The organism is Caballeronia sp. LZ043 (assembly GCF_031451075.1).
Lineage (GTDB): Bacteria > Pseudomonadota > Gammaproteobacteria > Burkholderiales > Burkholderiaceae > Caballeronia.
Map to the genome: position 1 here is coordinate 699,307 of NZ_JARUXT010000002.1, position 24,710 is coordinate 724,016.

Genomic DNA, 24,710 nt, shown 5'->3' on the forward strand with positions numbered 1-24,710 from the left:
GGACTCTCATGGAAGGCGTGATCGATCTCGGCGGCAAGCCGTTCAAGCGCCGCTTCGTCCGCAGCGGCGACATCCGGTATCACATGGTGGATGGCGGAACCGGGCCGACGGTCGTGCTCCTCGCGGGCTTCCCGCAGACGGCGTACGCGTGGCGCCGGGTCCAGCCGCTGCTGGCCGATTCGTTCCGCACCATCGCCATTGACCTTCCGGGTCAGGGCTACACGGACAAGCCGATGAGCGGCTACGACACCGGAACCGCCGCGGCCCGCATCCACGACCTGCTGAAGACGCTGGGCGTGGGCCGGCACTTCTATGTGGGACACGACATCGGCTCGTGGATCGCGTACCCGTATGCGCATCACTACGCGGACGATCTCGACGGCATCGTGTTCATCGACGGCAATATTCCGGGCATCACGCTCAAGCCGGACGTGTCGGTCACGGCGCCGTCGAACTGGCGCAGCTGGCATTTCCTGTTCAATGCCGTGGAAGACTTGCCCGAGGCGTTGATTGCGGGGCGCGAGCGCATCCTGATCGAATGGTTCTTCAATCGCAAGACCGCGAATGCGATGACGACCTTCGAAGCCGCCGATGTCGACGAGTACGTTAAAGCCTATGCGTCGCCCGGCGGGCTGCGCGGCATGCTGGGTTATTACCGCGCCGTCGAGGAAGACATGCGGCAGAACCGGGAGCTGTTCGCCAAACGCATCCGGCCGCCGGTGCTGGCGCTCGGCGGCGACGTCGGCAGCGCGCCGACCATCCACGAACTGATGAAACCGTTGTGCGAGCGGCTTGACGGCGGCGTGATCGAAGCGTGCGGTCATTACATTCCCGAAGAGCAGCCTCAGAAGCTGGCCGACGAGCTGATGCGCTTCTTCAGTCTGTGCCTGGGTCGCTGACTTGAACTGCGTTATGCTGGCCGTCATCGAAAAGCGAAGGACAGGTTCATGACGGCTGAGTCGAGGAAGAAGAACGGCGAACCGGCGGATACGGCAGCCGATGCGCGCCGTGTGCGCTTTCCGCCGCTCAAGTCCCTGATTGCCTTCGAGGCCGCCGCGCGTCATGGCAGTTTCACGCAGGGCGCGGACGAGATCGGCATCACGACCTCCGCCGTCAGCCACCATATCCAGCAACTCGAAGACTTCCTCGGCGTGCCGCTGTTCCAGCGCCATGCGGGCCGCGCGGTGCTGACCGTCGCCGGCCGTTCGTATGCGCGCGAACTCGAGAAGGCGTTCGGCCTGATCGCGAACGCGACCAATGCGCTGGCGCCGCAGTCCTGCGGCGGCTATCTGGCGATTGCCGTGCCCAACAGCTTTTCGGTCAAGTGGCTGCAGCCGCGCCTGCAAACCTTCCTGAAGGCCAATCCGCTGTTCCGCGTGCGCCTCGCCACGCTGCATACCCACGAACTCGATTCCAACCGCTACGACATCGCCATCGCGCACGGTCCGCAAACGCCCGGTCTCAAGCTGGCCGAGCCGCTGCTGGTCGAACGGCTGAGACCGCTGTGCAGTCCGCAATTGGCCCGCGAACTCGCGCTGGAAAGTCCGCGCGATCTCGCCAGGGCGACGCTGATCCATTCCAACAATCCGCTGAACTGGGTGGATTATTTTCGCCGTGTGGGCAATCTGGTCGTCAAGCCGGCGCACGACTTGTGGCTCGACCGTTCGGCCATGGCGATCGAGGCCGCAGTCGAGGGATTGGGCGTGGTGCTGGAGAGCGAGATTCTCGCGGAAGAGGAGTTGCGCGACGGACGCCTGATCGAGCCGTTTCCAGACCCGAAGTATCACGTCGACAATATCTCGTACTACCTGCTGCGGTCTTCGAGCCTGCGCAACTCGGCCGAGGCCGCCGTGTTCGAGAAGTGGTTGCGCGCGGCACTCGAGACCGCGCACCTGCGGACGATGTTCTGAGCGCCGCGCGGCTCAGCTTGCTGTAGCCGGGAAGTCGTTGCGCCAGTCGAGGCCCGCGAGCGTCGTCGTACGCGGACGGTATTCGCAACCGATCCATCCGGCATAGGCACTGTCGTCGATGGCGCACAGGATCGCGCGCCACGGCAGACGGCCTGATCCGGGTTCATGGCGGCCCGGCAGATCGGCTATCTGGATATGCGCGATGTTTTCCTGATGCGTGGTGAACTCGCGTGCCACGTCTACGCCGCTCATGCCAGCGTGATAGCAATCGAACAGCAGCCTGACATTGCGTTGCAGGAACGTGCTCGCGTGGTCGAGGCTGTGAAGAAAGTAGCCGGGCACGTCCTGCTGATTCAGGCATTCGAGCACGAAGGTCACGTGCGTTCCCGATGCCCGCTCAGACGCCCATGCGAGGTTGTCTCGGAAGACCGCTTCGGCTTCTTCTTGTGGGCACGTATCCGGCCGCTTTCCGGCAAGCAGATGGATCAGACCGCAGCCGAGAGCGTCGGCGTAGTCGAGCGCCTGATCGATGCCTTCGCGGAACACCTCGACATGGTCTGGCAGGCACGCATGGCCGTTCGCGCCGGTCGTGCCCGGCTGCGCCGCGGGCGTGTTGATCAGCACCTGGGTCAGGTTCCAGCGTTCAAGTTCGCGTCGAAGTTCGGGCGGCGCATATTCATAGGGCGAGGCGTACTCGACTGCTTCGAAGCCTTGCCGCGCCGCCGCTTCGAAGCGTTCCATGAACGGCAGTTCGGTGAACAGCCATTTGAGATTCGCGGCGAAGCGGCGCTTCATGTCAGTCCCACGATCATCTCGACTTCCACCGCGGCTCCATGCGGCAACTGCTGCACGCCGATTGCACTGCGCGCGTGCCGGCCGCGCTCGCCGAGAGCATCGATCAGCACGCGCGATGCGCCGTCGATCACCGCGCCTTGCTGCGTGAAATCCGGCGCGGAGGCGACGAATCCCGTGATCTTCACGATCCGTGCAACGCGCGCGTCGTCATTCAGCGCTTGGGCGAGGGCATCGAGACAAGCCTGCGCGCACAGTGCGGCGGCGTGGCGGGCATCGTCCACGGACAGGTCGGCGCCGACCTTGCCCGAATACATCACGACGCCATTCTGGCGCGGCAACTGGCCGCTCACGAACGCGAGATTGCCGAACACGGTGACGGGCGTGATGAGTGAACTGGGCGTGTGCTTGTCGGGGTCCATGAGTAGTCAGAAGACAGTGAGGCCGAAGCGCGCATAAGCGCGACGGGCCGTGGCAGAGAACAAGGCTTCGACGAACGCGGCGCTCGCTGGCAGGCCGGCGCTGGCGTCGAACATTGCGACATCGAAATCGGTGTAGTGCTGTACCTCTTCAGGCAAGGGACCGGCGAGCGCGATGCCGTTCACCATCGCCAGTTCGCTCATCTGCTGGATCGCGACATCCGCCTCGCCGCGCAGGATGCATTCGCCCGTCAGGCCTTTCTCGATGATGGTTGCGCGCGCATCGACCTGTTCCGCGATGCCCAGTCTCCGAAGCAGCGACGAAAAATACACGCCGCTCGCGCCTGTTTGCGAGTAGGCGACCGAACGCGCGTCGAGGAGCAGCGTGCGCAATGCATCGACGTTGTGCAGGGACGGCAGGGCCACATCTCCGGCAACTGCCACGCCGACGCCGGTCCTGACCAGCGCACGCACGCTTGGCGCTGCAACGATCCCGTCTTCCGCGAGACGCTGCACGCCGGCGCGTGTCGCGATCAGCACGTCCGCCCGTGTGCCGTCCGAGATGCGCTGTTGCAGCACGTTGGTGGGATCGAAGAGCGGCTGCACTTCGATTCCGTGTTCAGCCTCGAAGGAAGGGATCACCGTATCGACGAGCGCGCGTTTCACAGCCAGCGTGCTCATCAGCGAAAACGAAGAGTCGGGGATCTGATTCATCAGCAGGACACGCCAAGCCGTCTTTTCAGATGCGCGATCGCACTGCGCGGCGCCGAAAACACCGGACACGCCGCAACGGCCGTGACGGCATCGAGGGCCTGTGCCGTCGAGAAGTGCGCGAGCATGATCGCGTCGTAGCCATGCAGGCTCGCGGCCTTGTCCGCGACGAGACGGTTGTGTGTCGCGGCATCGCCGGCGCGCAGGCAGTCGATCGCATCGTCGACCACGAACGTCGAAAGCGTCGCGCCCGGATTGCTGCGTTCGGCTTCCTCGAAGAATTCCGTGACCATCGTCGGCAACGCGGGCGCGAAGGTCGCGAGCATCGCGATGCTTTGGCCTTGTGCCAGCGCGTCCGCGAACATCGCCGTGTTCGGCTTGCAGACCGGAATGGGCAACTCGGCATCCGCTGCCTCGATGGCGGGACCGAAGGCCGAGCAGGTGGCGAGCACGGCATCGGCGCCGGTCTCGCAGCCATAGCGCGCGAGGCGGACGAAGCGCTGCCGCAGCGCGCCGTCCAGGTCCCGGCTCTTGCCGCGTGCGGCCGTCAGGCCATCGTCGAGGAGATTGCTCAGTTTCGCTTTGGGCCAGTCAGTAGCGAACGCGGCCTGAATCGGCGCGATCGCGACGGGCGTCGCGTGCAGGAGCACGATGGAATGGTCGAGTTTCATGGAGATCGGTGCGCCGGGTGCGGGCGCCGGATCAGGCGTCCGGCAACTCATCCCAGCGTACCGGCCCGCGTGTGGCCGCTCAAACTCAAAAAACGCAACAGGTGTTGAGTCGATGTCACCGGGGCGAAGGCGTCAGCACTCGACCGCCGTGCCGAGGCGGGGTGTCGCGTGAAGTCCTGTTCAGTGCAGGCGCGTTTCCTCGGCTCGCAAGGTCAGCACACGCACGCCATTGCGCGTCACCGCGACGGTGTGCTCGAACTGCGCGGAGAGCTGACCGTCGCGGGTGAGGACGGTCCAGCCATCCTTCCCGGTCCACACGGCGGAGCGCCCTTGATTGAGCATCGGTTCGATGGTGAACACCATGCCTTCCTGCAAGCGCAGGCCGGTTCGCGGCCGGCCCCAGTGCAGCACTTGCGGATCTTCATGCATCTCCCGGCCGATGCCGTGCCCGCAATACTCCCTGACCACCGTATAGCCGTTCCTGCGGGCATGCCGCTCGATGGCATGACCGATGTCGCCGAGCGTCGCGCCGGGCCGCACCGCCTTGATGCCTTTCCACATGGCTTCATAGGTCACCTGCACGAGCCGCCTGGCGGGCGCTGCGACATCGCCGACCAGATAGGTCTTGCTCGAATCCGCGATATAGCCGTTCTTCTCGAGCGTGATGTCGAAGTTGACGATGTCGCCGCTCTGCAGAATCTCCGCGTGCGACGGAACGCCATGGCACACCACGTCGTTGCGGGATGCGTTGAGCGCGTAGGCATAGCCATACTGCCCCTTGCTTGCAGGGCGCGCGCTCAGTTCATCGACGATGAGGCTGTCTACCCGATCGTTGACCTGCATCGTCGACATGCCGGTCAGATCCAGGCGGTCCAGGTGACCGAATACCAGCGCCAGCAGCCTGCCCGACTCGGCGAGCAAGGCGATTTCCTCGGGACGCCTGGTCACGCTGGCGCGACTCCGGCAAGCCCGGCGGACTCGGCGACCACGCCCGCCGCGCGCAATTCCCGCGCGACGATCTCGTTGAGCGTCATGCCCGGATTCATCTCGCACAACATGCCGGCCTTGATCCAGAAAGCCGCTTGCGCATTGATGGACCGGCACGACACGGCGCTGGCCTTGCGGATCTGGTCGTGCAGATCGTCGTCGATATTGACGATGCCCATGCTCTTCTCCTTATATGAAACATATACGAATCGTATATTGAAGCAGAGGGCAGTGCAAGTCCCGGTAGAACGGCATGCGGCCGCTGGCTAAGATGCTCGCTTTGATCCCGCTCGAGCGTGCATAGCGAACATGAAGGACGAACGTCTCGTCGAAATGAAGATCTTCAAGGCCGTCGCGGAAAGCGGCGGCTTCACCGCCGCGGCGCTCCTGCTCGATCTCCAGCAGCCGTATGTCAGCCGCGCCGTGTCGGCGCTGGAGAAGCGCCTCGGCGTCGCGCTGTTGCGGCGCTCCACGCGCAGTCTTCAGGTGACGCAGGAAGGGCACCAGTACCTCGCGCTGTGCCGGCGCGTGCTCGATGACATCGATACCGCCGAGGCGCAGCTTGCGCGCGCCAGTCAGGACATGACCGGCGGCATTCGCGTGACGGTGGCGACCTCGTTCGGCATGGATCAGATCGTGCCGCTCATTCCCGGTTTTCTCGAACGCTATCCGGGGCTGCGCGTGCGGCTCTCTTTATCGGACACGCTTGCGGACATCATCGGCGAAGGCTTCGATGTCGCGATACGCATGGGCAGCCTGCAGGACTCGAACCTCGTGAGCCGCAAGCTGTGTCATCTGCAACGCGTGGTCACCGCGTCGCCCTTGTACATTGCGCGGCACGGCGTGCCTTCAGTGCCCGCCGATCTCGCCCGGCACAACTGCCTGATGTGGGAACCGCCGATGGATCATCTGAACCACTGGCCGTTCATGATCGACGGCGAGCGTACCTCCATGCTCATCAACGGCAACTTCCAGACGAGCAGCGGCGTGAGTTCGGTGAACATGTGCCTGGCGGGCGTCGGCATCACGCGCATGGCGGAGCACATGGTGCTGCCGTCGATCCGCAGCAAGATGCTCGTGCCGCTCCTCACTGACTTCCAGCCCAGCGACGAGACCGCCATCTATGCGCTGTATCCGCGCGATGCGTCGCTGCATCCACGGGTGCGGGCGTTCATCGACCATGTGGCGGAGCGGCTCAGGCGGCCGCCGTGGGCCGCCTGAGCGCAAGGTGACGTCAGCGGTCAGCGGTCGTCGAGCGTCTTCGGCAGGCGCATGGTCATCGCTCCGCCGAGCACGAGAAACGCGGAGATCACGTACATGCCGACCTCCGCGTGCCCGGCCATCACGTTGAGCATGCCGACGAGATACGGCGACACGAAGCCGGCGATGTTCCCTACCGAATTGATGAACGCGAGCGCGGCGGCCACCGATGCTCCGACGAAGAGACTCGTCGGCAAGGCCCAGAACAGTGCGATGCACGAGTAGACGCCCGCGGCGGCGACGGAGAGACAGGCTGTCGTCACGAGCGGTCCTGCCGAGAACCACATGCTGGCCGCGAGTCCTGCCGCGCCGATCAGCATGAACAGCGCGAAGTGCACGCGGCGTCCGCCGGTGCGGTCGGCGCTGCGGTTCGACACATACAGCGCGATGGCCGCAAAGATGTTGGGTACGGCCGAATAGAGCCCGATGGCGAAGGGATCGATCACGCCGCTGCGCTTGATGAGCGAGGGCATCCAGAAGCCCAGCGCGTAGAGGCCCATGATGAGGCAGAAGTAGATGCCGCAGAACTCCCACAGCTTGCGATTGGCGAGGAACGCGCGCACGCTCGAATGATCGACCTTGCCGGCGTTTTCCGCGCGCAGTTCGGCGAGCACGTTCTGGCGTTCTTCTTCGCTGATCCAGCGTGAGTGCGCGGGATCGTCGTCGAGGAAGGCGAGCACGATGAAGGCCAGCGCGACAGCCGGAATGGCTTCGATCAGGAACAGCCATTGCCATGCCGCGAGATGCTCGTTTCCGGTGAACGCGTGCAGGATATAGCCCGAGATCGGCCCGCCGACGACGAACGCGAGCGGTGCGCCCATCACGTAGATGGACATCGCGCGGCCGCGATAGCGCGCGGGGAACCAGAGCGTGAGCAGATACATGATGGCGGGCGCGAAGCCGGCTTCGGCGGCGCCGAGCAGAAAGCGCGCGACGTAGAACATGGTGGGCGTCTTGACGAAGATCATCGCCGCCGAGATCACGCCCCAGGTCAGCATGATGCGCGCGATCCACTTGCGCGCGCCCACCTTGCGCATGACGAGATTGCTGGGCACCTCGAAGAAGAAATAGCCTGCGAAGAAGATGCCTGAGCCGAGGCCGTAGATGGCGTCGTCGAAGTGCAGCGCGTCGAGCATCTGCAGCTTCGCGAAACCGACGTTGACGCGGTCCAGATAGGCGACCAGATAACAGATCAGCAGCAGCGGCAGGAGCCGCCAGTAGGCGCGGTAATACGTGCGGCTCGTGTCTGTCTGCCGGACGGTGTCTTCACCATAGAGCGCTTCCATGCATGTCTCCGATTTAAGTATTCTCGAGCGCTTTCGTGCGGCATGCGCGACGTGCAGGATCGCTCATGCCGCCGATGTACTGGGGGAACGCCGGTGCTTCAGTCGAGGTAATCGGGCTCCTGTTCGTTGATCTCGTAGAGCATGGTCTGGAAGTGCAGCCAGCTGATGAACGAATTGCCCAGATGCTGATGCGAATACTCCGCGAACTTCGGGTCGATCTCGACCGGACGCGATTCGGTCGCGTCCATCAGCAACTGCATCCTGCAGCAGTGATCGAGCGCGATGAAGGTCCACACGGCATCGTCGATGCTGTGGCGGCTCGCCGTCAGCAGGCCGTGGTTCTGGTGAATGATGGCCTTGTGATCGTGGAAGGCGCGCGCGATCGGATTGCCCGATTCGTCCGCCACCGGCACCTTGCCCGCGCCGTCGCGGACCACGGCATGGCTGCCGTAGAACATGCAGGCATCCTGGGTCACGTAGTCGAGCGGCTTGCCCATCGCGGCCCACGCATCGCCGTGGACGGTGTGTGCATGGCATGAGCCGATGATGTCGGGGTTATCGGCGTGGATCGCGGAATGCAGCACGTAGCCCGCGCGATTCACCGCGTATTGGCCTTCGATCACGGTGCCCGAGTGATCGACGAGGACGAGCTGCGAGGTCTTCGTGCGCGACCACGGCACGCACATCGGATTGGTCCAGAAGAGGTCGGGGTGTTCGGGATCGCGCACCGTCAGATGGCCTCCGAAGCCGAAGCTGAAGCCGTGCCGGGCGAAGATCCGGCACGCGGCGGCGAGATGTTCCTTGCGATAACGGCGTTCTTCGGCGGAACTGGCGAAGCTGGGTTCCTGCGGGAAGATCAGGCCGTTTTGCGTGGGACTGTAGATCGAATCCTTGGCGTCCATCAGCATCGATACGTCTCCTCGTGTGGGGTGAGGAGCCAGTATAGGAGCGGAGTTTCGAGGGATTCAGGGGGCGGGGGGAATAGGTTTTATGCAGTGGCGTGGGAGTGGAAAACCCTGAGGCGGGGCGGTGCGCCCCCCGGACGCGACGCCCCGAAACCCGCTAAGCTGACCTCCGCTCCAGCCCACGCCCGCACCGCGCCATGAACCCGCGCCCCTTCACCATCGCCATCCCCGAGGCCCGGCTCGACGACCTCAAACAGCGCCTGCGCCAGACCCGTTGGCCATCCTCGCTCGATGCGGACGACTGGGAAGACGGCACGAGCCTCGCCTACCTGCAACGCCTTTCAAACCACTGGCTCAACCATTTCGACTGGCGCGCCCAGGAAGCCCGCCTGAACCGTCTGCCGCAGTTCCAGGCGACCATCGACGGCCAGGACATCCACTTCATCCATCGGTCTGGCCAAGGCCCCGCGCCCATGCCGCTGATCCTGACGCATGGCTGGCCCGGTTCCTTCATCGAAATGGAGCGGATCATTCCACTGCTGACGGACCCCGCCGCGCACGGCGGCAATGCGGCCGATGCGTTCCACGTCGTCGTGCCATCTCTGCCGGGTTTCGGTTTTTCAGCGCCACCGGCCAGCCCCGGTTGCAGTGCGCGCCACATCGCCGGACTATGGCGCGGGCTGATGCACGGCCTCGGCTACCAACGCTTCGGCACGCAAGGCGGCGACATCGGCGCAGCGGTCTCCTTGTGGCTGGCGCGCCGTTTCCCGGACGATGTCGTCGGTGCCCATGTCAACTACATCCCCGCCAGTTACCGTCCGGCGCTTGCCCCGGACCTGCCTCCTCCAAATGCAGACGAACAGGCCTATCTCGACACCATCGCCGCATGGGCCTCAGCCGAAGGCGCGTATGCCGCCTTGCAGAGCACGAAGCCCCTCACGCTCGCCTATGCGATGACCGACTCACCCGTCGGCCTCGCCGCGTGGATCGTCGAGAAGTTCCGCGCCTGGAGCGATTGCGACGGCGACATCGAACGTGCATTCACGCTCGACGACGTGCTGACCGACGTGTCCCTCTACTGGTTCGGCCACATGCTCGATGCGTCGTATCGCATCTACAAGGAGAACCGCCGTCAGCCGCTGAGCTTCGATCCCGCGGAACGCGTGGCGACACCGCTCGGCGTCGCGCTGTTTCCGCGCGAGTTGCCGATGCCGCCGCGTTCGTGGCTCGAACGCGTCTTCGATGTGCAGCGCTGGAACGCCATGCCGCGCGGCGGACACTTCGCCGCGCTCGAACAGCCGGCCTTGCTCGCGGAAGAGATCCGCGCATTCTTCAGGCCGTTGCGCGCGACCTGAGCAGGCGCTTGCGCCCAGTCATCTCGGCATCGGCGTGAAGGTGCAGCCGGGCGTGGTCCGGTCACGGCAGCAGGCTTGCAGCGCGTCGATGGAATCGTGATGCGCGGCTTTCCACTGCGCTTCACTCAAATTGGTATCCGTGGGCATCCAGTGGCTCAGCGGAAAGCGATCGGCGAGCGGACCGTTACCCGGTGCGTGCCCGCCTGCCGAGAGCCCGAGAAAGACCTCGCAAGTCTGCTTCGTGCCGATCCGGTGGCAGCCGACACACGTATTGCCCGGCGTGCTCATCGTCTTCAGACGCTCCATCTGGAAAGCCGGTCCGATGCTCGAATACTTGCCCCACGGATCGGTCGGCACCTTGTCCCACACCTGCGCGATGAACGGGCTCATGATGAACGGCCCGGCATCGTGGCATTGAATGCAGTTGGGATTCTTGCCGGCCAGGATGCCCGGCGTCTGCCAGAACTCGACCGCCGCCAGCTTCGCCGCGGGCGGCGTCTTCTCGTCGGGCGGCGGCACGCGCGACGTGTCCCAGCCCATCTTCGGATCGGGCGGATCCTTCGACGCAAACCAGCACGTCTTGCCGTTCCCCGTGTGATGCAGCACGATCACGACCTCGTCGAAACGGGCCGCAACGGTATTGCTGGGATCGTTCTTGCGGCAATAGGCGGAAATCTGCGTCGCCCCGCGCGACAGATCGAGAATCCTCGCGCCGGGCAGGCACTGCTGCACCTTGTCATCCCGAGGATAAAGCAGCGACGGGCGGTCGCAACGGGTGGGGCGTTCGTCCAGCCCGATCCGCCTGCCGTCGACGGTCACGGGTATCTCGGTGCCGCTGGCGCAATCGAATGGCGGAATCTCGCCGATTTCCCGCGAGCACTGCGCACCATAGTCGAGGATGCCCTGCTGCTGCGGCGGAGCGGCTTCAGCGGCAAGCGCCATAGCCACCACCGCCACCGCAGCAATGACGAGCGCGAGCCTCATGATCCCGCTCCACCCTTGACCTTCGCCTGCGCGACCCGTCGGATCGCTTCCTTGTACCTGACGTAGCCGGTGCAGCGGCACAGGTTGCCGCCGACCCATGTATCGATCGCGTCGTCGATCCGTTCGACGGACGCGCCGTACTGGCCGAGATGCTCCAGCATGGCGGTCGCGGCCATCAGGAAGCCGGGCGTGCAGTAGCCGCACTGGAACGCGAACGCCTCCAGAAAACTCTGCTGAAGCGGCGCGAGCCGGTTGCCCTGTGCCAGGCTCTCGACCGTATAGACGTGCTGATTCGCCAGCGTGCTGACCGTGGTGACGCACGCAAGCGTCTTCTCCAGCAGCGCATCCGGCCGGTTGCGAATGCCGACCGTGCACGCGCGGCACACGCCGATCCCGCAGCAGACCTTCGTGCCCGTCAGGTCGAGGCGCTCGTGCAGATAATCGGCGAGGCTCATGTCGGCATCGTCGGCGCTGACGGTGCGTGGCTGGCCGTTGACGTGCAGCCTGATGACGGCGCCGTTCACTTGAGGGCCTCGCGGATCACGGCCGGCGTCACCGGCGTCTGCCTGAAGCGATGTCCCGTCGCCATCGCGAGCGCGTTGAGCAGCGCGGGCGCGATCGGACACATGACCGCTTCGCCGATGCCGCGCGCCGCGTGTTGCTGACCGTCGTCGGGCGGATCGAGCGTATGGAGTTCCTGCCTGGGCGCCTCCTGCATGCTCATGATCCGGTACTGGTCCAGATTCCATCTGCCGTTGCCCGGACCCTTCGGTCCGGGAGGGCAGGCTTCGGTCAGCACGTTGCTGAGCGCCATCGCCACTGCGCCATGCGACTGTCCGCTGACGATCTCCGGACACAACAGCCGCCCGGCGCTCAGCGTGCTCACGACCTGCTCGACCTTGACGCCGCCCGTTTGCGCATCCACCGCAACGGACACGAGCGCCGCCGCCGGCGCATAGTTGGTTCGTCCATAGCCGACGATGATCTCCTTCGGCTCGCGCAGGACACCGTGCGTCACGGGGCGCAGTTCGCTGACGCTCGGCCCCGTGGCGATGAAATCGCAGTCCATCATCGTCACGCCCGACGTGAAGACATAGTTGCTCTTCCAGAAGTCGCCCGCGTAGGTGAGGTGGGCGGCGGCAACGGTATGCAGGCCCTGGCGGTTGATGGCGTCGAGCAGCCTGGACCAGGTCAGCGGCTCACGTCCCGGAGCGGTGAGATTCCCTTCGATCCACTTCAGATCGCCGAACGGGACCTTGTCGTCGCGCCAGATCGCGCGCGCGGCCGGCAGGACGCTCTGGAGCATCAACGTCAACGCCGCGCGATCGACCGCCTGGACGTGATGGAACGCGCCGAGGCACGCGCTCGACGATCCGAATGGCCCGCCGAGCCCCTTGGCGTTGCGGAACTTGCTCCAGAGGCCGGATTGGCTGGCGTCGTAATCCTTGATGGCAATGAATACGGCCGCGTCGCTCATCCTGATCTGCTGTGCATTGCGGCCGAGATGCCGGGCCGGCGCGAGCGCCAGCGTGGTGGCCGCGCCGTTGCCCATGTCGGTGTAGTGCGTCACCACGCGCACGCCCGTCGTCTGGCTGATCTCCACCAGCGCGAACACGCCATCCTTTGCCGTGCCATAGGCCTGATTGGACATTGCGAAGCCGACGCCATAGCGCAACCCGTCCTTCGCGCGCGCGCTGCGTATCCGCGCGCGTCCGGTCCAGAGCGGATGCGTTTCCAGCTGCCTCAGATGCTGGTTCAACTGGAGATCGAAGAGGATTTTTCCGCCCGTGATGGTCCGGCTTCCCGGCGTGCCAAGCAGGTTCATGCGGCGAATCTCGAAGGGCGATTTGCCGAGCGCGTGAGCCGCTTCGTCGAGCAGGGTCTCGATGGCCATGAAGGCCTGCGGACCGCCGAAGCCACGCTGCGAGCCGCCATAGATTTCCGGCGAGAAGAAGGTGGCGCCTTCGGCGCTGGCGCGCGGAATGTCATAGCAGCTCATCGCGCTCATTGCCGCGAGGTCGCCGACCGCGCCCGTCAAGTTTTGCCTGCCACCGGAGTTGAGCAGGAAGCGGCTGCTGAGCGCCTGGATCTTCCCGCCGTGATCGAGCCAGATGGTTTCCTCGAATCTCGACTCGGTGCGCTTCAAGCCCACTTGAAACTGTTCGTAACGCGACAGCTGCCAGCGCAACGGCGCCCTGGCGAAGCGCGCGGCCAGCCCAAGGTAGGCAGGAAACGGCGACTTGTCGCGCCCGCCGAAGCCGCCGCCGGGATAGCAGGCAATGATATCGACGTGATCGAGCGGGAGGTCGCTGGGCTTCAGCAGATCACTGACGCTGAAGCCATCGTCACGCGGCGATTGCGTGCCCAGCACCATCTTCATGACGCCCGTGTCCGGGTTGAACCACGCGAGGCCCGATTCCGGCTCCATGAACACCGGGTCCATCGCGGGGGTCTGGAAGATGTGTCCGTCCGTGGCGCCGAATTGCAGCCAATTTCCCTTCCGGACCTGCGCCCGGGCCAGGTCAAGGATGACCTCGCGTTCGTCACGCGCGACCTCCTTGAACGCCTGCGTCGGATTGCCGTTGTCGTCGGGCTGCATGTTGGTGTTCCAGACGCCGTTTGCGTCGTTCCGGACGTAGATCTTGCTGTTCTTGAAGGCATCCGGACTCAGCGTGGGATACGGCGTGACGGCATCGGGTTTCATTGCGCCGTAGCGGATGACGGCGGGATTGAAGTCGAGGATTTTCTTCGCCCGGCGATAGATGTCGAAGTTCTCGAAGATCAGCAATGCGACCGGCTGTCCATAGCATCCTGCCGGCGCGGATCGTCGCGCGAACAACTCGGCGGCTGCGTGACCGATGCCGCTGCTGTCGGCGGAAGAAGGGATCTTGTGTTCTGCAAGCGTCTCGCTGGTGATGACCACGAGCGGCTTCAACGCGCCGGGCAGCATGCTCAGGTCGAAATCGTCGATGACCTGATCGACGCGATCGCAGCGCAGCGCGTACAGCCAGTTTTCTTCCTTGGGCCAGCCATCGAAGTCGGCGGCCTTGAAGTCGCGCGCATAGACCTTCGCGCCCGTGACCTTGCTCACGCCCTCGATCCGCCAGCGCGCCTTGCCGGGTTCCGGCGCCCAGTCGGGGTTGCCGGCATGCGTCGGCCAAGCGTTGTCGGCGGTTCGTGGCGACGCGTCATCGACGGCGTGCGTCGCGCAACCGTCCAGCAGCGACCCGATTCCGCTGACCGTGACCGTCGCGGCGCCGCCGCCGACAGCCTTGAGGAACACCCGCCGTGTAACCGGAAATCGACCGTCCATGCTGCCCTCGACACAGGGTTCTTCGCAACCGCAAGGATGGCCCTGCACGAGAGCCGTTCGTGCAGCGGCGACTTCAGCTTCTACTGCTCAGGCAAGCAATGCGCAGGTGAAGGAAAGAGAACGATGCGCGCGGTATCGGGATGGACGTCGGTTAGATATGAAACTAGGCGATGACCTGTCTCTAAACAAGGTCAAAATGCAGCGCTTTTCCGCTCGTTGTTCGCTCTTGTGGCGAAGGAGCGCTGCAAAAGAAGTGTCCAGTCGTTCAGTTCAGCTGCTTTCGGACCTCGGCAGACTCAATATCCCAGCACCCGGTCATACACATGCTGCAAGGGCTTGCCTTCGAGATGCTCGCGCAGCGCCCGCGCGACCTGCTCCGCCCGTGCGCCGCGAGAAGGCAGCGAAGCCACATGCGGCGTGACGACCACGCCCGGATGAGACCAGAGGCGGCTGTCCGGATCGAGCGGCTCTTGCTCGAAGACATCGAGCCACGCGCTGCGCAGGCGGCCTTCGTCGAGCGCGGCGAGCACGTCGTCGAGCACGACTTGCGGACCACGGCCCGCGTTCACGATGGACGCGCCCACCGGCAGTCTTGCGAGCAAGGCCGCGTCGATCATGCCGCGCGTCTGCGGCGTGTCGGGCAGCAGATTGACCACGATGTGCGCGTTGTCGAGCAGGGCATCGAGTGCTTCATTGCCGCTGTAGCACGTCACGCCCTGCAAGTTTCCCGGCGAACGCGACCAGCCCCGGACCTGAAAGCCGTTCAGCGCGAGCCGTTGCGCACAGGCCGCGCCGAGTTCGCCGAGACCGAGCACGGCCACGTTCGTCTCGCCCGAGCGCCTGCCGATCAGCTCGTCGTTCCAGCTACGCCGGCGCTGCGCATCGTTAAGCGCGGCAAAATCCCGCGTAATGCCGAAGCACGCGGCCATCACGTAGTCCGACATGCGTTCGGTGGTCTCGGGCGTGACCATCCGCACGATGGGCAGATGCGCGGGCACGGATCGGTCGGCCATGATGTGATCGACGCCCGCCGCCGCGCTGAACACGATCTTCAGCGCGGGCATGCGTGCCAGACGTCCCGGCGTCGGTTCCCAGACGAGGACGAAGTCCACCTTCGCATCGTCGACTTCGGGATCGTTCCAGCCGCGCACCTCGAGTTCGGGCAGCCACTTCGCAAAATGATCCCGCCACTCGCCGACCGCGCCGGGTCCGCCCGAATTGACCAGTAACAACATGAAAACGCCTCTCCTCGATAGTGCGCTGCAATCGTGAAAACAAGGTGCCGCGTCAGGCGGCCGGACGGCATCGGGCGGCCACGTCGGCGAGCCATTCGTCGCGGAACTCCTTCATGAACGCGACGAACGTGCGCCCGAGCTTCGACAGCGGACGATGCGTCGGATACATCAGCCCGACGCGAAAGCGGATACAGGGATCGACCGGCCGGGCATCGACGCGATCCAGATAGCCATGCACGCTGAACGGATCGACGAAGCCGATGCCCAGATCCAGCGCCGCCATCTCGCACGTGGCATGCGACAGCGACGTATCGATGCGCGTGATCCGGCTCACGTCGTGACTGTCGAAGAAACGGTCCACGTGGCCGCGCGGCTGGTAGTGGCCAGTCATCGAGATGAAGGTGCGTCCTTCGAAGTCCTGCGGCGCGAGCACGTCCTTCGCCGACAGTTCGTGCTGCTTCTTCATCACCGCGTAGTAGGGCACGTTGCAGAACTCGTCGACGGTCAGATCGTCCGCGACGGCGGGCAGTTCGGCGAGCCCGAAATCGATCTGCTGCGCCGCGATCCAGTCCTCGATCTTCGAGGACATCTGCACATCGAGCGACACGTCCACTTCCGGATGCGCCTCGCGAAAGCGCGCGATCACCGTGGGCATGAAGGTGATGCCGAGCGCGGGCATGCAGGCAATCGCAATGCTTCCGACGCGCAGCTTGCGCACGTCGGCGGCGAGTTCGGCAATGCGTTCGTGCGAGCGGATGGTCGCCTCGACCTGTTCGCGGATCATGCGGGCTTCCGGCGTCGGCACGAGCCTGCCGTTGGCGCGGTCGAACAGCGTGACGCCCAGTGCGCGTTCGAAGTCGCTGATGAGCCTGCTGACGGACGGCTGCGACAGCCCGAGCAGTTCGGCGGCGCCGATCATCGTGCCGACCTTCATCGTGGCCTGGAATGCTTCAAGTTGCCGGATGTTCATGATGACGACGGCGCAACCGCCCTGCAAACGGAAGCCCTCATCCTAGGAGGAAAACCGTTCAAGAGCAAAGTCACGCGGATCGACGCGCGGTCGGTCGCCCGTCACCAGATCCGCCAGCACCTGTCCGGCGGCTGGCCCGATGCCGAAGCCGTGTCCCGAGAAGCCCGAGCCGAGGTGAAAGCCGGGCAGCGCCTTGACCTTCGAGATGACCGGTATGGCGTCCGGCGTCACGTCGATCATGCCGGCCCACGCACGATGGATGGTGGCGTTTGCGAAGCTCGGGAAGGTGGCCTTGAGCCGCGCGAGCGCGTCGTGCAGCATCGGCAGGTTGGCGGCCGGGTCGAGCGTCCTGCACGCTTCGAACGGCGACGGACGGTCGAGGCCGAAGCGGCGCGGAATCATCATCTCCTCGAAGAAGCGCCGGCCCAGGCGCAGCTTCAGGTACTTGCGCTCGCTGAGCCACGCGCGCATGAACTTCGTGCTGAGACGGATGCTGTCGGGCGTGAGATCCGCGACTGATGCGCCGAGCTTCGACACCGTGTAGCCGCCGTCGCTGCGCTTGCGGCAGGTGAAGTCGCCGCCGTTGATGGTGACATCGAGACCGGCATCGATGGGCGCGGTCTGCATCACCGAGGCATGCACCTTGAGCTGCGGAAAGTCGATGGCGTGATTGCCGCAGAACAGCCGCGACCACGCGCCGCCCGCCAGCACGACGTCCGCGCATTGCACGTGCCCGTGCTCGGTCACGATGCCCGCGACGCGTCCGGCGGCCACGTCGAGCCCGCGCACCGCGCAGTGTTCGATGATGCGCGCGCCGTGCGCACGCGCCAGGTCGGCGATGCCGCGCGTGGCGGCGAGCGGCTCGGCGACGCCGTCGGCATCGCTGTACAGCGCGCCCGCCCACGGCCGCTGCGAAGGCGGGATCAGTTTCGCCAGCGCGGCGCGGTCCATGAGCCGCGCGTGCGCGCCCTTCGTCTGCGCGGCGGCGAGCCACTTCTCGTGCGCGGCCATGTCGGCATCGGAGGCGGCGAGATAGGCGAGGCCGGTGGTGCGATAGCCGACATCGACCTGCGACTGGATCTCTTGCCAGAGTTCGTTCGCAAGCATCGACAAGGGCAACTCACGCACGTCGCGGCCCACGCTGCGAATCCAGCCCCAGTTGCGCGACGACTGCTCGCCCGCCACCGTGCCCTTTTCGAACACCGCGACGTCGACGCCCTTGCGGGCCAGCGCCAGCGCGCAACTCACGCCGATGATCCCGCCGCCGACAATGGCGACGGACACTTGCTTGGGCAGTTCCGGTTTCAACTCGCTTGCTCCGAAATGAGTCAGTCGATGCGGTCCGGCCGTCAGGCCAGGCGCTTCCGGCTCGCTGCCAGGCCGCAGAGCGCGAGCGCCGAGACGGCGATCAGATACCACGCGGGCGACATGATGCTGCCGGTGGTCTTGACCAGCAGGCTCGTCACCAGCGGCGTGAGGCCGCCGAACAGCGTCATCGCGATCACATAGGCGAGCGATACGCCGGTCGTGCGGCAGCTTGCCGGGAACAACTGCGACAGCAAGGAACCGACCGGCGAGTAATAGAAGCTGTAGAACACCAGCGAAAGAATGCACTGGAACGCGACGAGCGTGACCGGGCCCGGCGCGCGCGTCAGCATGTAAAAGAGCGGCAGGATCAGCACCATGCCGGTGAGGAGCGCGGCGCGCATCACCTTTACCGTGCCGAAGCGGTCCGCCGCCATGCCGCCGACCAGCGGCAGCAGCACGCACACGAGACCGCTCGCGATCGACGACGAAAACGCCGCGTCCTTGCTGACGCCGAGATTGTTGATGGCGAAGGTCGGCATGTAGATGTTGATGAAGCTCGCCAGCCCGCCCGCGCCCGCGACGATCGCGCCAATCAGCACGGCGGACTTGTGCGAGCGCGCGGTTTCACGCAGCGGCGAATGCTCGGTCTTCTTCACCTGTTCGAAGTCGGCGGTCTCGCTCACCTTGCGGCGGATATACAGCCCGACCGGCCCGATCAGGCAGCCGAACACGAAGGGCAGGCGCCAGCCCCACGAATTGACCTGCTCGGCCGTCAGGAAGTGGTTGATGCAGTAAGCGAACAGCGACGACGTCAGCACCGCGAGACCCGACGCCGAAAACTGCAGGCTGCCGAAGAAGGCCATGCGGCGCTTGTCCTGTTCGGTCAGGAACGAGTTCGCGGCGCCGAATTCCCCGCCCGCCGAAAAGCCTTGCAGCAGGCGTCCGGCGACGAGAATCACCGGCGCGAGCACGCCGATGCTGTCATAGGTCGGCACCACGGCGATGGACGCCGTCCCGAGCAGCATCAGCAGGGCGGCCAGACTGAGCGCGAAGCGCCGCCCGCGCCGGTCCGCGATGACGCCGAGCACGATCGCGCCCACCGGACGGATGACGAAGGAACTGCCGAAGGTGAGCAGACTGAGCAGCAGCGCGGATTGGCCGTCGCCGGTCGGGAAGAACAGCTTCGACACGGTGATCGCGAACATCGCGTACACCAGCAGGTCGAACCATTCGAAGAACGTGCCGAAGTTCGCGGCGATGACATCCCGCACGCGGTTTGGAGCGGGTTGGTCCACGACCGGGGCGTCGAGGGTGCTGGCCTTGTTCAACATATTCATCCTTTGCAGTCTTGAGCAGGCGGAGCGGCCGCCGGATGCCGTGGTGCCAACGTTCAATAGCGATAGTGCTGGTTCAGACCTCAACTGCCTTTGAAACCCTTTGCGCCGCACCCAGTGGCGTGCTGCGCGCGAAGCTCCGGCCATGCCAGAGCAGACAAGCGGAATCGGCATCGCGGCGCGACGAAATCCGCTCGATCACGCCGACGAAAATCGAATGCGTGTAGCCGTCGTGACACTTGTCGAGCCGGCAATCGAGCACGACGGCGGCATCGGCGAGCACAGGCGCGCCGGTTTCGAGCGTCGTCCACTGGCCGGGCTCGAAGCGCGCATCGCCTTTTGCCGCGCGAAAGCGGTCGACGATGTCGCTTTGTTCCACCGACAGCAGGTTCACCGCGAACGTGCCGTGCGCGACGATGGCATCGTGCGCGGAGGCGTTCTTGTTCACGCACACGACGAGCGAAGGCGGATCCGACGACAGGCTGCACACCGAGGTCGCGATCAATCCCGCGGGCTTGCCGTCGCGCAAGGTGGTGACGGCCGTGACGCCCGCCGCGAACAGCGCCATGGCGTCCTGGAAGCTGTGTTCGGTATCGGTTGCGGTTGCGGTCGGCATCATGACGCGCCTCCGATGCGCTGGAAGACGCTCGGCGCGAGGCCGAGGTTCGCGCGCAAGGTCGTACCTTCGTAGCGCGAGCGGAACAGCCCGCGCCGACGCAGTTCGGGCACGAGAAAGTCGCTCATGTCGTCCATGCCGGTGGGCAGAATCGGCGGGCAGATGTTGAAACCGTCGGCGGCGTCGTTGCGGAACCAGTGTTCCATTTCGTCGGCGACATCCGCCGCCGTGCCGATCAGCAGACGCACGCCGAACGTCGACGCCACGCGCTGACCGAGTTGGCGGATCGACAGGTTCTCGGCATGCGCGACCTCGACCAGGTTCTGCGCGATGCTGCCGATGTTCTTCGTGTTCGCCGTATTCAGATCGGGCACCGGGCCATCCAGCGGATAGGCCGACAGATCGCCCAATTGGCCGTACAGCGCCGCCAGCCCGCTCAGCGGATGGATCAGCGCCTGGAGTTCCTCGTACTTGTCGCGCGCTTCCTCGCGCGTCGCCGCGACGAAGGGCGCGATGCCCGGCATGATGAGCAGGTCATCCGGCTGCCGGCCATGAGCGGCGAGCCGGCCCTTGAGGTCGGCGTAATAGGCCTGCGCGCTGCTGAGATCGTGCGAGTTGCTGTACACCACTTCCGCACAGCGCGCCGCGAGCCGGCGGCCCGCTTCGGACGCGCCCGCCTGCACGATGACCGGCTGTCCCTGCGGCGTGCGCGCCGAGTTCAGCGGGCCGCGCACCTGGAAGTGCTTGCCCTTGTGGTTCGGGGTGTGCAGCTTCGCTTCGTCGTAGAACAGGCCGGAGTCCTTGTCGCGCACGAAGGCATCGTCTTCCCAGCTGTTCCACAGCGAGCGCACGACGTTGACGAATTCGTCGGCGCGTTCGTAGCGGTCCGCGTAGGCGAGGTTCTCGGTGCGGCTGAAGTTCTGCGCCTCTTCGTCCGACCACGACGTCACCACGTTCCAGCCCGCGCGCCCGCCGCTGATGTGATCGATCGATGCATATTTGCGCGCGATGTGGAACGGCTCGTTGTAGGTGGTCGATGCCGTCGCCACCAGGCCGATGTTGCGCGTCGTGGCCGCGAGCGCCGCCAGCAGCGTCAGCGGTTCGAGTTCCGCGTTGCGCATGTCGCGGGCGAGCGAGCCCTTGGGATTGTCGTTGGCGCGGATGCCGAGGCCATCCGCGAAGAAGATCATGTCGAAGTGCGCGGCTTCCGCCTTGCGCGCCGTGTTCAGGAAATGCTCGAAGCTGAGCGCGCCATCGGCGGGCACCGACGGATGCCGCCACGCGGCCACGTGATAGCCGAGATACCGCATCGAGAGACCGAGTCTGAGTTTGCCGTCCTTCGTCATTTCCGACACCTCCATGTGCTGCCGTTCATCTCGCCGCTCCGGTGTGAAGCGGCGTCATGTAAGCATGGTGAGTCGCGAAATCGGGCGACTCAACGCTGTCAAAATTGGTCGGCTATCCGGAAACCGAATAGGGCGGCGTCAGTGCGGTGCAGCGGGCCTCTGGAACTACTCGTAGATGACGAAAATCTTCCGTACCGTCTCGATGTTGCGCCACACGCCGGTGAAACCGGGCTTGATCAGGAAGCTGTCGCCGGGGCCGAAGCGGACGGGCGAGCCGCCGTCCTCGGTGATTTCCACGACGCCCGACAGGATGTGGCAGAACTCGAACATCTCGCCGCGGATCGAGCGGTTCGCACCCGGCGTCGATTCCCAGATGCCGGTCTGGATCTTGCCGTCGAAGGCTTCGTCGAGCAGCCAGGTCTGGTTCTGCGGGTTGCCCGAGATCAGGCGTTCGGGCAGCGGCGCGCCGGGTTGCGGGGCGAAATCGGGCGCGGTGTCGAGAGAGACGAGCAGGGACATGGGCTGGGTTTGATAAGGTCGTGTCAGAAAGAGCGATAACCGGGAGCGATAACCGCGATCACAGCAATCCGGCGTCGCGCATGCGATACCAGCTCACCACCGCCGCCAGATAGAGCCGCTGCAAGCCGTGGAACGGGATCGGCGAAATGCGCGTCAGCGGGAAGGGCAGGGCGCGCACGTCGCGGGTGAGGGTGTAGCGGGCGAGCGCATCGCCCATCGCGGTTTCCAGCGCGACGCCGCGACCCATGCAGCCGATGTTGATGAGCAAGCCCGGCTCCGGTTCATGCACATGCGGCAGGAAATCGCGCGTGACCGAGACATGGCCGCACCAGCGATGATCGAATGCAATGCCCGCGAGCTGCGGGAACATCTTCACGACGGCGCGTTCGAGATGCGCCCAGTCGTTGTTCGACGCAGGCTGGCGGAACGGCCCGCGTCCGCCCATCAGCAGGCGGCCCGTATGGTCCTTGCGGAAATACAGCAACAGGTTGCGTGTGTCCGAGGACACCTGTCCGCCCGGCATGACGCTCTCGGCCTGTTGCGCGGTCAGCGGCGCCGTGGAGAGTTGATACGAGTTCGGCGTGATCACCGTGCTCGACAGCTTCGAGGACAGTTCGCGCGTGTAGGCATTCGTGCACACGATGACCGTCCTGGCCGTCACATGCGGCCCCAATGCCGTGTTCACCTTCCACGCATTGCCTTCCCGCTGCCAGCCCGTCACGGGCGTCTGGCCGAAGATGCGGGCGCCCGAGGCCATGGCCACACGGGCGAGTTCACGCGCATACGTCAGCGGCTGCAGGCCGCCCGCGCGCGGGTCGAGCCAGCCGCCCTTGTATGCCTGCGTGCCGAGCAGGTTGCGCACTTGCGCGGCGTCCAGCAGTTGCGCGCCTTTCAGGCCGCGCCGCTCCCATTGACGCATGCGCGACTCGACCGTATGCAGCGCGGCGTCGTTGTGCGCGCCCTGCACCCAGCCGTGGCGCACGTGCGGCACCGCGAGCTTTTCGGTGTCGATCATCCTGAAGACGTGCTCGGTCGTGGAGCCGGCGAAGGCCGCCACCGCGCGGCCCGCTTCAGCGCCGAAGCGCGCTTCGAGTTCGTCCGGATCGTACTTGAGGCCCGGAATGATCTGCCCGCCGTTGCGGCCCGAGCCGCCCCAGCCCGGTTCGCGCGCTTCCAGCACGACGACATTCACGCCGTTCTTCGCGAGATGGCAGGCCGTCGACAGGCCGGCATAGCCGGCGCCGACGATCACGACATCCGCCGTGCAGCTCGCGCCGAGCGCGGGCGTGGAGACGGCGGGAACAGCCGTGTGAGCCCACAGCGAAGGGGCCAGCGGGAAGAGTTCGCCGGGCGCGGTGGCGCGGAATTGCGCGGCGGGCGTCAGCGTGGAATCAGACATGCTCGATGACTCGCTTCAGAAAGTCTTGGGTTCGCGGATGCTGCGGATTGCCGAGCACCTCCTTGGCCGCGCCTTGTTCGACGATCGTGCCGCGGTCCAGAAACAGCACGCGGTCCGCGACATCGCGCGCGAAGCCCATTTCATGCGTGACGACGATCATCGTCATCTGCTCGTCGGCGAGGCTGCGCATCACCGCGAGGACTTCGCCGACGAGTTCCGGGTCGAGCGCGGAGGTCGGTTCGTCGAAGAGAATGGCCTTCGGCTGCATGGCGAGCGCCCGGGCGATTGCCACGCGCTGCTGCTGGCCGCCCGACAGTTGGGCCGGATACGCGTGTTCCTTGGCCGACAGGCCGACGCGCGCCAGCAGGCTGCGGCCGCGTTCCATGGCTTCCTTGCGCGGCTCGCGCCTGACGAAGATAGGACCTTCGATCACGTTCTCGAGCACTGTCCGGTGCGGAAACAGGTTGAAGCGCTGGAACACCATCGACACGCTCGCGCGCAGTTCGGCGATCGAGCGGTGCGCCGCGTCCACCTTGCGCCCTTCGACGGTGATGGTGCCCGACTGATAGTTCTCCAGCCCGTTGATGCAGCGCAGGATGGTGGACTTGCCCGACCCCGAAGGACCGATGAGGCACACCACTTCACCCTTCGACACCGTGGCCGACACGCCCTTGATGACTTCGAGCGAACCGTAGCTCTTGTGAATGTCGTGCAGTTCGATCATTTGCGTCCGCTCCCGAGTCTCTTTTCAAGCTGGCCCACGAGCAGGAACAGCGGAATGCACATCACCAGATAGAGCGCCGCGACCAGCGTGAACACCGTCGTGTTCTGGAAGGTGGACGATGCAATCAGCTTGCCTTGCAGCGCGAGCTCGGCCACCGTGATGGTCGATGCCTGCGAGCTGTCCTTGAGCATCATGATCATGGTGTTGCCGTAGGGCGGCAGCGCGATCCGGAAGGCCTGCGGCAGGATCACGCGGCGCATGGTCATCGCGCCGCGCATGCCGATGGAATGCGCGGCCTCGATCTGCCCCTTGTCGATGGCCTGGATACCGGCGCGGAAGTTCTCCGCCTGGTACGCCGAATACGCGACGCCCAGACCGATGATCGCCGCCTGCAAGGCCGTGATCGAGATGCCGAAGTCCGGCAGCACGAAATAGATCACGAACAGCTGCACGATGATCGGCACGCCGCGAATGAAGTTGATGACGCCGCGTGCGATCAGGTCGAGCGAACGCACGCCCGACACCCGCATCAGCGCCCATACCATGCCGAGCACGGTCGAGAGCAGCAGCGAGCCGATCGTGACGACGATCGTCAGCTTGACGCCGCGTAGAAGGATCGGCAGGTACTCGGCCGAATGCTGGAAAAAGTCTTGCATCAATCAGGTT

General features: G+C 65.2%; 25 protein-coding genes. 4 read left to right on the forward strand and 21 right to left on the reverse strand.

What is annotated here, in order from left to right:
• The first annotated feature begins 8 nt into the window (after positions 1-8).
• Together QCE64_RS16640 and QCE64_RS16645 are read left to right on the forward strand one after the other, a co-directional pair.
• Entirely contained in the window at positions 9-899 is an 891-nt protein-coding gene (locus tag QCE64_RS16640) for an alpha/beta hydrolase (RefSeq protein WP_310004896.1), read from the forward strand.
• Positions 900-947: 48 nt separating this feature from the next.
• The gene (locus QCE64_RS16645) at positions 948-1,910 is read left to right on the forward strand and encodes a LysR substrate-binding domain-containing protein (protein WP_310004899.1); all 963 of its coding nucleotides are present in this window, start codon (positions 948-950) and stop codon (positions 1,908-1,910) included.
• Between the two features lie 12 nt (positions 1,911-1,922).
• On the opposite strand, the gene QCE64_RS16650 is transcribed toward QCE64_RS16645, so the two are convergent.
• The 6 genes from QCE64_RS16650 to QCE64_RS16675 all read right to left on the reverse strand — a co-directional run bounded on the left by QCE64_RS16650 (position 1,923) and on the right by QCE64_RS16675 (position 5,669).
• The gene (locus QCE64_RS16650) at positions 1,923-2,705 is read right to left on the reverse strand and encodes a TIM barrel protein (protein ID WP_310004901.1); all 783 of its coding nucleotides are present in this window, start codon (positions 2,703-2,705) and stop codon (positions 1,923-1,925) included.
• On the reverse strand, positions 2,702-3,124 hold the full coding sequence (locus QCE64_RS16655) for a RidA family protein (RefSeq protein WP_309921357.1): 423 nt from the start codon (positions 3,122-3,124) through the stop codon (positions 2,702-2,704). The genes QCE64_RS16650 and QCE64_RS16655 overlap by 4 nt, the downstream gene beginning before the upstream one ends.
• Positions 3,125-3,130: 6 nt before the next feature.
• The gene (locus QCE64_RS16660) at positions 3,131-3,835 is read right to left on the reverse strand and encodes a substrate-binding domain-containing protein (RefSeq protein ID WP_310004904.1); all 705 of its coding nucleotides are present in this window, start codon (positions 3,833-3,835) and stop codon (positions 3,131-3,133) included.
• Entirely contained in the window at positions 3,835-4,503 is a 669-nt protein-coding gene (locus tag QCE64_RS16665; protein WP_309921363.1) for an arylsulfatase, read from the reverse strand. Before QCE64_RS16665 ends, QCE64_RS16660 begins: the two co-directional genes overlap by 1 nt.
• A 180-nt stretch (positions 4,504-4,683) precedes the next feature.
• A complete protein-coding gene (gene map, locus QCE64_RS16670; protein WP_310004906.1) occupies positions 4,684-5,451 on the reverse strand; it encodes a type I methionyl aminopeptidase in 768 nt (255 codons plus the stop codon).
• Complete coding sequence (locus tag QCE64_RS16675; protein WP_309921370.1) at positions 5,448-5,669, reverse strand: ParD-like family protein; 222 nt, start codon at positions 5,667-5,669, stop codon at positions 5,448-5,450. The genes map and QCE64_RS16675 overlap by 4 nt, the downstream gene beginning before the upstream one ends.
• Positions 5,670-5,799: 130 nt before the next feature.
• On the opposite strand from QCE64_RS16675, the gene QCE64_RS16680 reads away from it, so the two are divergent.
• A complete protein-coding gene (locus tag QCE64_RS16680) occupies positions 5,800-6,711 on the forward strand; it encodes a LysR family transcriptional regulator (protein WP_309905350.1) in 912 nt (303 codons plus the stop codon).
• Between the two features lie 20 nt (positions 6,712-6,731).
• Here the strand turns inward: QCE64_RS16680 and QCE64_RS16685 are convergent, their stop codons facing one another.
• Positions 6,732-8,036: an MFS transporter gene (locus tag QCE64_RS16685; RefSeq protein ID WP_309921372.1), complete on the reverse strand. Its 1,305-nt coding sequence runs from the start codon at positions 8,034-8,036 to the stop codon at positions 6,732-6,734.
• Between the two features lie 98 nt (positions 8,037-8,134).
• A complete protein-coding gene (locus QCE64_RS16690; RefSeq protein WP_309921376.1) occupies positions 8,135-8,944 on the reverse strand; it encodes a class II aldolase/adducin family protein in 810 nt (269 codons plus the stop codon).
• Positions 8,945-9,138: 194 nt separating this feature from the next.
• On the opposite strand from QCE64_RS16690, the gene QCE64_RS16695 reads away from it, so the two are divergent.
• Entirely contained in the window at positions 9,139-10,296 is a 1,158-nt protein-coding gene (locus QCE64_RS16695) for an epoxide hydrolase (protein ID WP_310004908.1), read from the forward strand.
• Between the two features lie 18 nt (positions 10,297-10,314).
• Here QCE64_RS16695 and QCE64_RS16700 read toward each other — a convergent pair whose 3' ends face one another.
• From QCE64_RS16700 to QCE64_RS16760, 13 genes are all read right to left on the reverse strand, one after another.
• The gene (locus tag QCE64_RS16700) at positions 10,315-11,280 is read right to left on the reverse strand and encodes a hypothetical protein (protein WP_309921383.1); all 966 of its coding nucleotides are present in this window, start codon (positions 11,278-11,280) and stop codon (positions 10,315-10,317) included.
• Complete coding sequence (locus QCE64_RS16705; RefSeq protein WP_309921385.1) at positions 11,277-11,804, reverse strand: 2Fe-2S iron-sulfur cluster-binding protein; 528 nt, start codon at positions 11,802-11,804, stop codon at positions 11,277-11,279. The genes QCE64_RS16700 and QCE64_RS16705 overlap by 4 nt, the downstream gene beginning before the upstream one ends.
• Positions 11,801-14,593, reverse strand: a complete 2,793-nt coding sequence (locus QCE64_RS16710) for a molybdopterin cofactor-binding domain-containing protein (RefSeq protein ID WP_310004910.1) — start codon at positions 14,591-14,593, stop codon at positions 11,801-11,803. Before QCE64_RS16710 ends, QCE64_RS16705 begins: the two co-directional genes overlap by 4 nt.
• A 296-nt stretch (positions 14,594-14,889) precedes the next feature.
• A complete protein-coding gene (locus QCE64_RS16715) occupies positions 14,890-15,828 on the reverse strand; it encodes a glyoxylate/hydroxypyruvate reductase A (protein WP_310004912.1) in 939 nt (312 codons plus the stop codon).
• A gap of 52 nt (positions 15,829-15,880) precedes the next feature.
• Entirely contained in the window at positions 15,881-16,798 is a 918-nt protein-coding gene (locus tag QCE64_RS16720; protein ID WP_309814076.1) for a LysR substrate-binding domain-containing protein, read from the reverse strand.
• A 42-nt stretch (positions 16,799-16,840) separates the two neighbouring features.
• Positions 16,841-18,106, reverse strand: coding sequence for an FAD-binding oxidoreductase (locus QCE64_RS16725; protein ID WP_310004914.1), 1,266 nt, complete (start codon positions 18,104-18,106; stop codon positions 16,841-16,843).
• A 41-nt stretch (positions 18,107-18,147) separates the two neighbouring features.
• Entirely contained in the window at positions 18,148-19,443 is a 1,296-nt protein-coding gene (locus tag QCE64_RS16730; protein WP_309814068.1) for an MFS transporter, read from the reverse strand.
• A 73-nt stretch (positions 19,444-19,516) separates the two neighbouring features.
• Positions 19,517-20,059, reverse strand: coding sequence for a flavin reductase family protein (locus QCE64_RS16735; protein WP_309921395.1), 543 nt, complete (start codon positions 20,057-20,059; stop codon positions 19,517-19,519).
• Positions 20,056-21,402, reverse strand: a complete 1,347-nt coding sequence (locus QCE64_RS16740; RefSeq protein ID WP_310004916.1) for an LLM class flavin-dependent oxidoreductase — start codon at positions 21,400-21,402, stop codon at positions 20,056-20,058. The genes QCE64_RS16735 and QCE64_RS16740 overlap by 4 nt, the downstream gene beginning before the upstream one ends.
• Before the next feature lie 165 nt (positions 21,403-21,567).
• Positions 21,568-21,921, reverse strand: a complete 354-nt coding sequence (locus QCE64_RS16745; protein WP_309921401.1) for a cupin domain-containing protein — start codon at positions 21,919-21,921, stop codon at positions 21,568-21,570.
• A 58-nt stretch (positions 21,922-21,979) separates the two neighbouring features.
• Positions 21,980-23,320 (reverse strand): FAD-binding oxidoreductase, encoded by a 1,341-nt coding sequence (locus QCE64_RS16750; RefSeq protein ID WP_310004919.1) that lies wholly within the window; start codon positions 23,318-23,320, stop codon positions 21,980-21,982.
• Positions 23,313-24,044: an amino acid ABC transporter ATP-binding protein gene (locus QCE64_RS16755; protein WP_309814050.1), complete on the reverse strand. Its 732-nt coding sequence runs from the start codon at positions 24,042-24,044 to the stop codon at positions 23,313-23,315. The genes QCE64_RS16750 and QCE64_RS16755 overlap by 8 nt, the downstream gene beginning before the upstream one ends.
• The gene (locus QCE64_RS16760; protein ID WP_309814048.1) at positions 24,041-24,700 is read right to left on the reverse strand and encodes an amino acid ABC transporter permease; all 660 of its coding nucleotides are present in this window, start codon (positions 24,698-24,700) and stop codon (positions 24,041-24,043) included. Before QCE64_RS16760 ends, QCE64_RS16755 begins: the two co-directional genes overlap by 4 nt.
• Positions 24,701-24,710 lie beyond the last annotated feature (10 nt).

Bases quoted from the DNA above. Each gene is read 5' to 3' on its own strand.
- QCE64_RS16655 (WP_309921357.1), bottom strand. From the start codon at position 3,124: ATGGACCCCGACAAGCACACGCCCAGTTCACTCATCACGCCCGTCACC.
- QCE64_RS16735 (WP_309921395.1), bottom strand. From the start codon at position 20,059: ATGATGCCGACCGCAACCGCAACCGATACCGAACACAGCTTCCAGGAC.
- QCE64_RS16730 (WP_309814068.1), bottom strand. From the start codon at position 19,443: ATGAATATGTTGAACAAGGCCAGCACCCTCGACGCCCCGGTCGTGGAC.
- QCE64_RS16650 (WP_310004901.1), bottom strand. From the start codon at position 2,705: ATGAAGCGCCGCTTCGCCGCGAATCTCAAATGGCTGTTCACCGAACTG.
- QCE64_RS16715 (WP_310004912.1), bottom strand. From the start codon at position 15,828: ATGTTGTTACTGGTCAATTCGGGCGGACCCGGCGCGGTCGGCGAGTGG.
- QCE64_RS16665 (WP_309921363.1), bottom strand. From the start codon at position 4,503: ATGAAACTCGACCATTCCATCGTGCTCCTGCACGCGACGCCCGTCGCG.
- QCE64_RS16690 (WP_309921376.1), bottom strand. From the start codon at position 8,944: ATGCTGATGGACGCCAAGGATTCGATCTACAGTCCCACGCAAAACGGC.
- QCE64_RS16760 (WP_309814048.1), bottom strand. From the start codon at position 24,700: ATGCAAGACTTTTTCCAGCATTCGGCCGAGTACCTGCCGATCCTTCTA.
- QCE64_RS16745 (WP_309921401.1), bottom strand. From the start codon at position 21,921: ATGTCCCTGCTCGTCTCTCTCGACACCGCGCCCGATTTCGCCCCGCAA.
- QCE64_RS16710 (WP_310004910.1), bottom strand. From the start codon at position 14,593: ATGGACGGTCGATTTCCGGTTACACGGCGGGTGTTCCTCAAGGCTGTC.
- QCE64_RS16660 (WP_310004904.1), bottom strand. From the start codon at position 3,835: ATGAATCAGATCCCCGACTCTTCGTTTTCGCTGATGAGCACGCTGGCT.
- QCE64_RS16700 (WP_309921383.1), bottom strand. From the start codon at position 11,280: ATGAGGCTCGCGCTCGTCATTGCTGCGGTGGCGGTGGTGGCTATGGCG.
- QCE64_RS16740 (WP_310004916.1), bottom strand. From the start codon at position 21,402: ATGACGAAGGACGGCAAACTCAGACTCGGTCTCTCGATGCGGTATCTC.
- QCE64_RS16695 (WP_310004908.1), top strand. From the start codon at position 9,139: ATGAACCCGCGCCCCTTCACCATCGCCATCCCCGAGGCCCGGCTCGAC.
- QCE64_RS16720 (WP_309814076.1), bottom strand. From the start codon at position 16,798: ATGAACATCCGGCAACTTGAAGCATTCCAGGCCACGATGAAGGTCGGC.
- QCE64_RS16680 (WP_309905350.1), top strand. From the start codon at position 5,800: ATGAAGGACGAACGTCTCGTCGAAATGAAGATCTTCAAGGCCGTCGCG.
- QCE64_RS16675 (WP_309921370.1), bottom strand. From the start codon at position 5,669: ATGGGCATCGTCAATATCGACGACGATCTGCACGACCAGATCCGCAAG.
- QCE64_RS16755 (WP_309814050.1), bottom strand. From the start codon at position 24,044: ATGATCGAACTGCACGACATTCACAAGAGCTACGGTTCGCTCGAAGTC.
- QCE64_RS16645 (WP_310004899.1), top strand. From the start codon at position 948: ATGACGGCTGAGTCGAGGAAGAAGAACGGCGAACCGGCGGATACGGCA.
- QCE64_RS16640 (WP_310004896.1), top strand. From the start codon at position 9: ATGGAAGGCGTGATCGATCTCGGCGGCAAGCCGTTCAAGCGCCGCTTC.
- QCE64_RS16685 (WP_309921372.1), bottom strand. From the start codon at position 8,036: ATGGAAGCGCTCTATGGTGAAGACACCGTCCGGCAGACAGACACGAGC.
- QCE64_RS16750 (WP_310004919.1), bottom strand. From the start codon at position 23,320: ATGTCTGATTCCACGCTGACGCCCGCCGCGCAATTCCGCGCCACCGCG.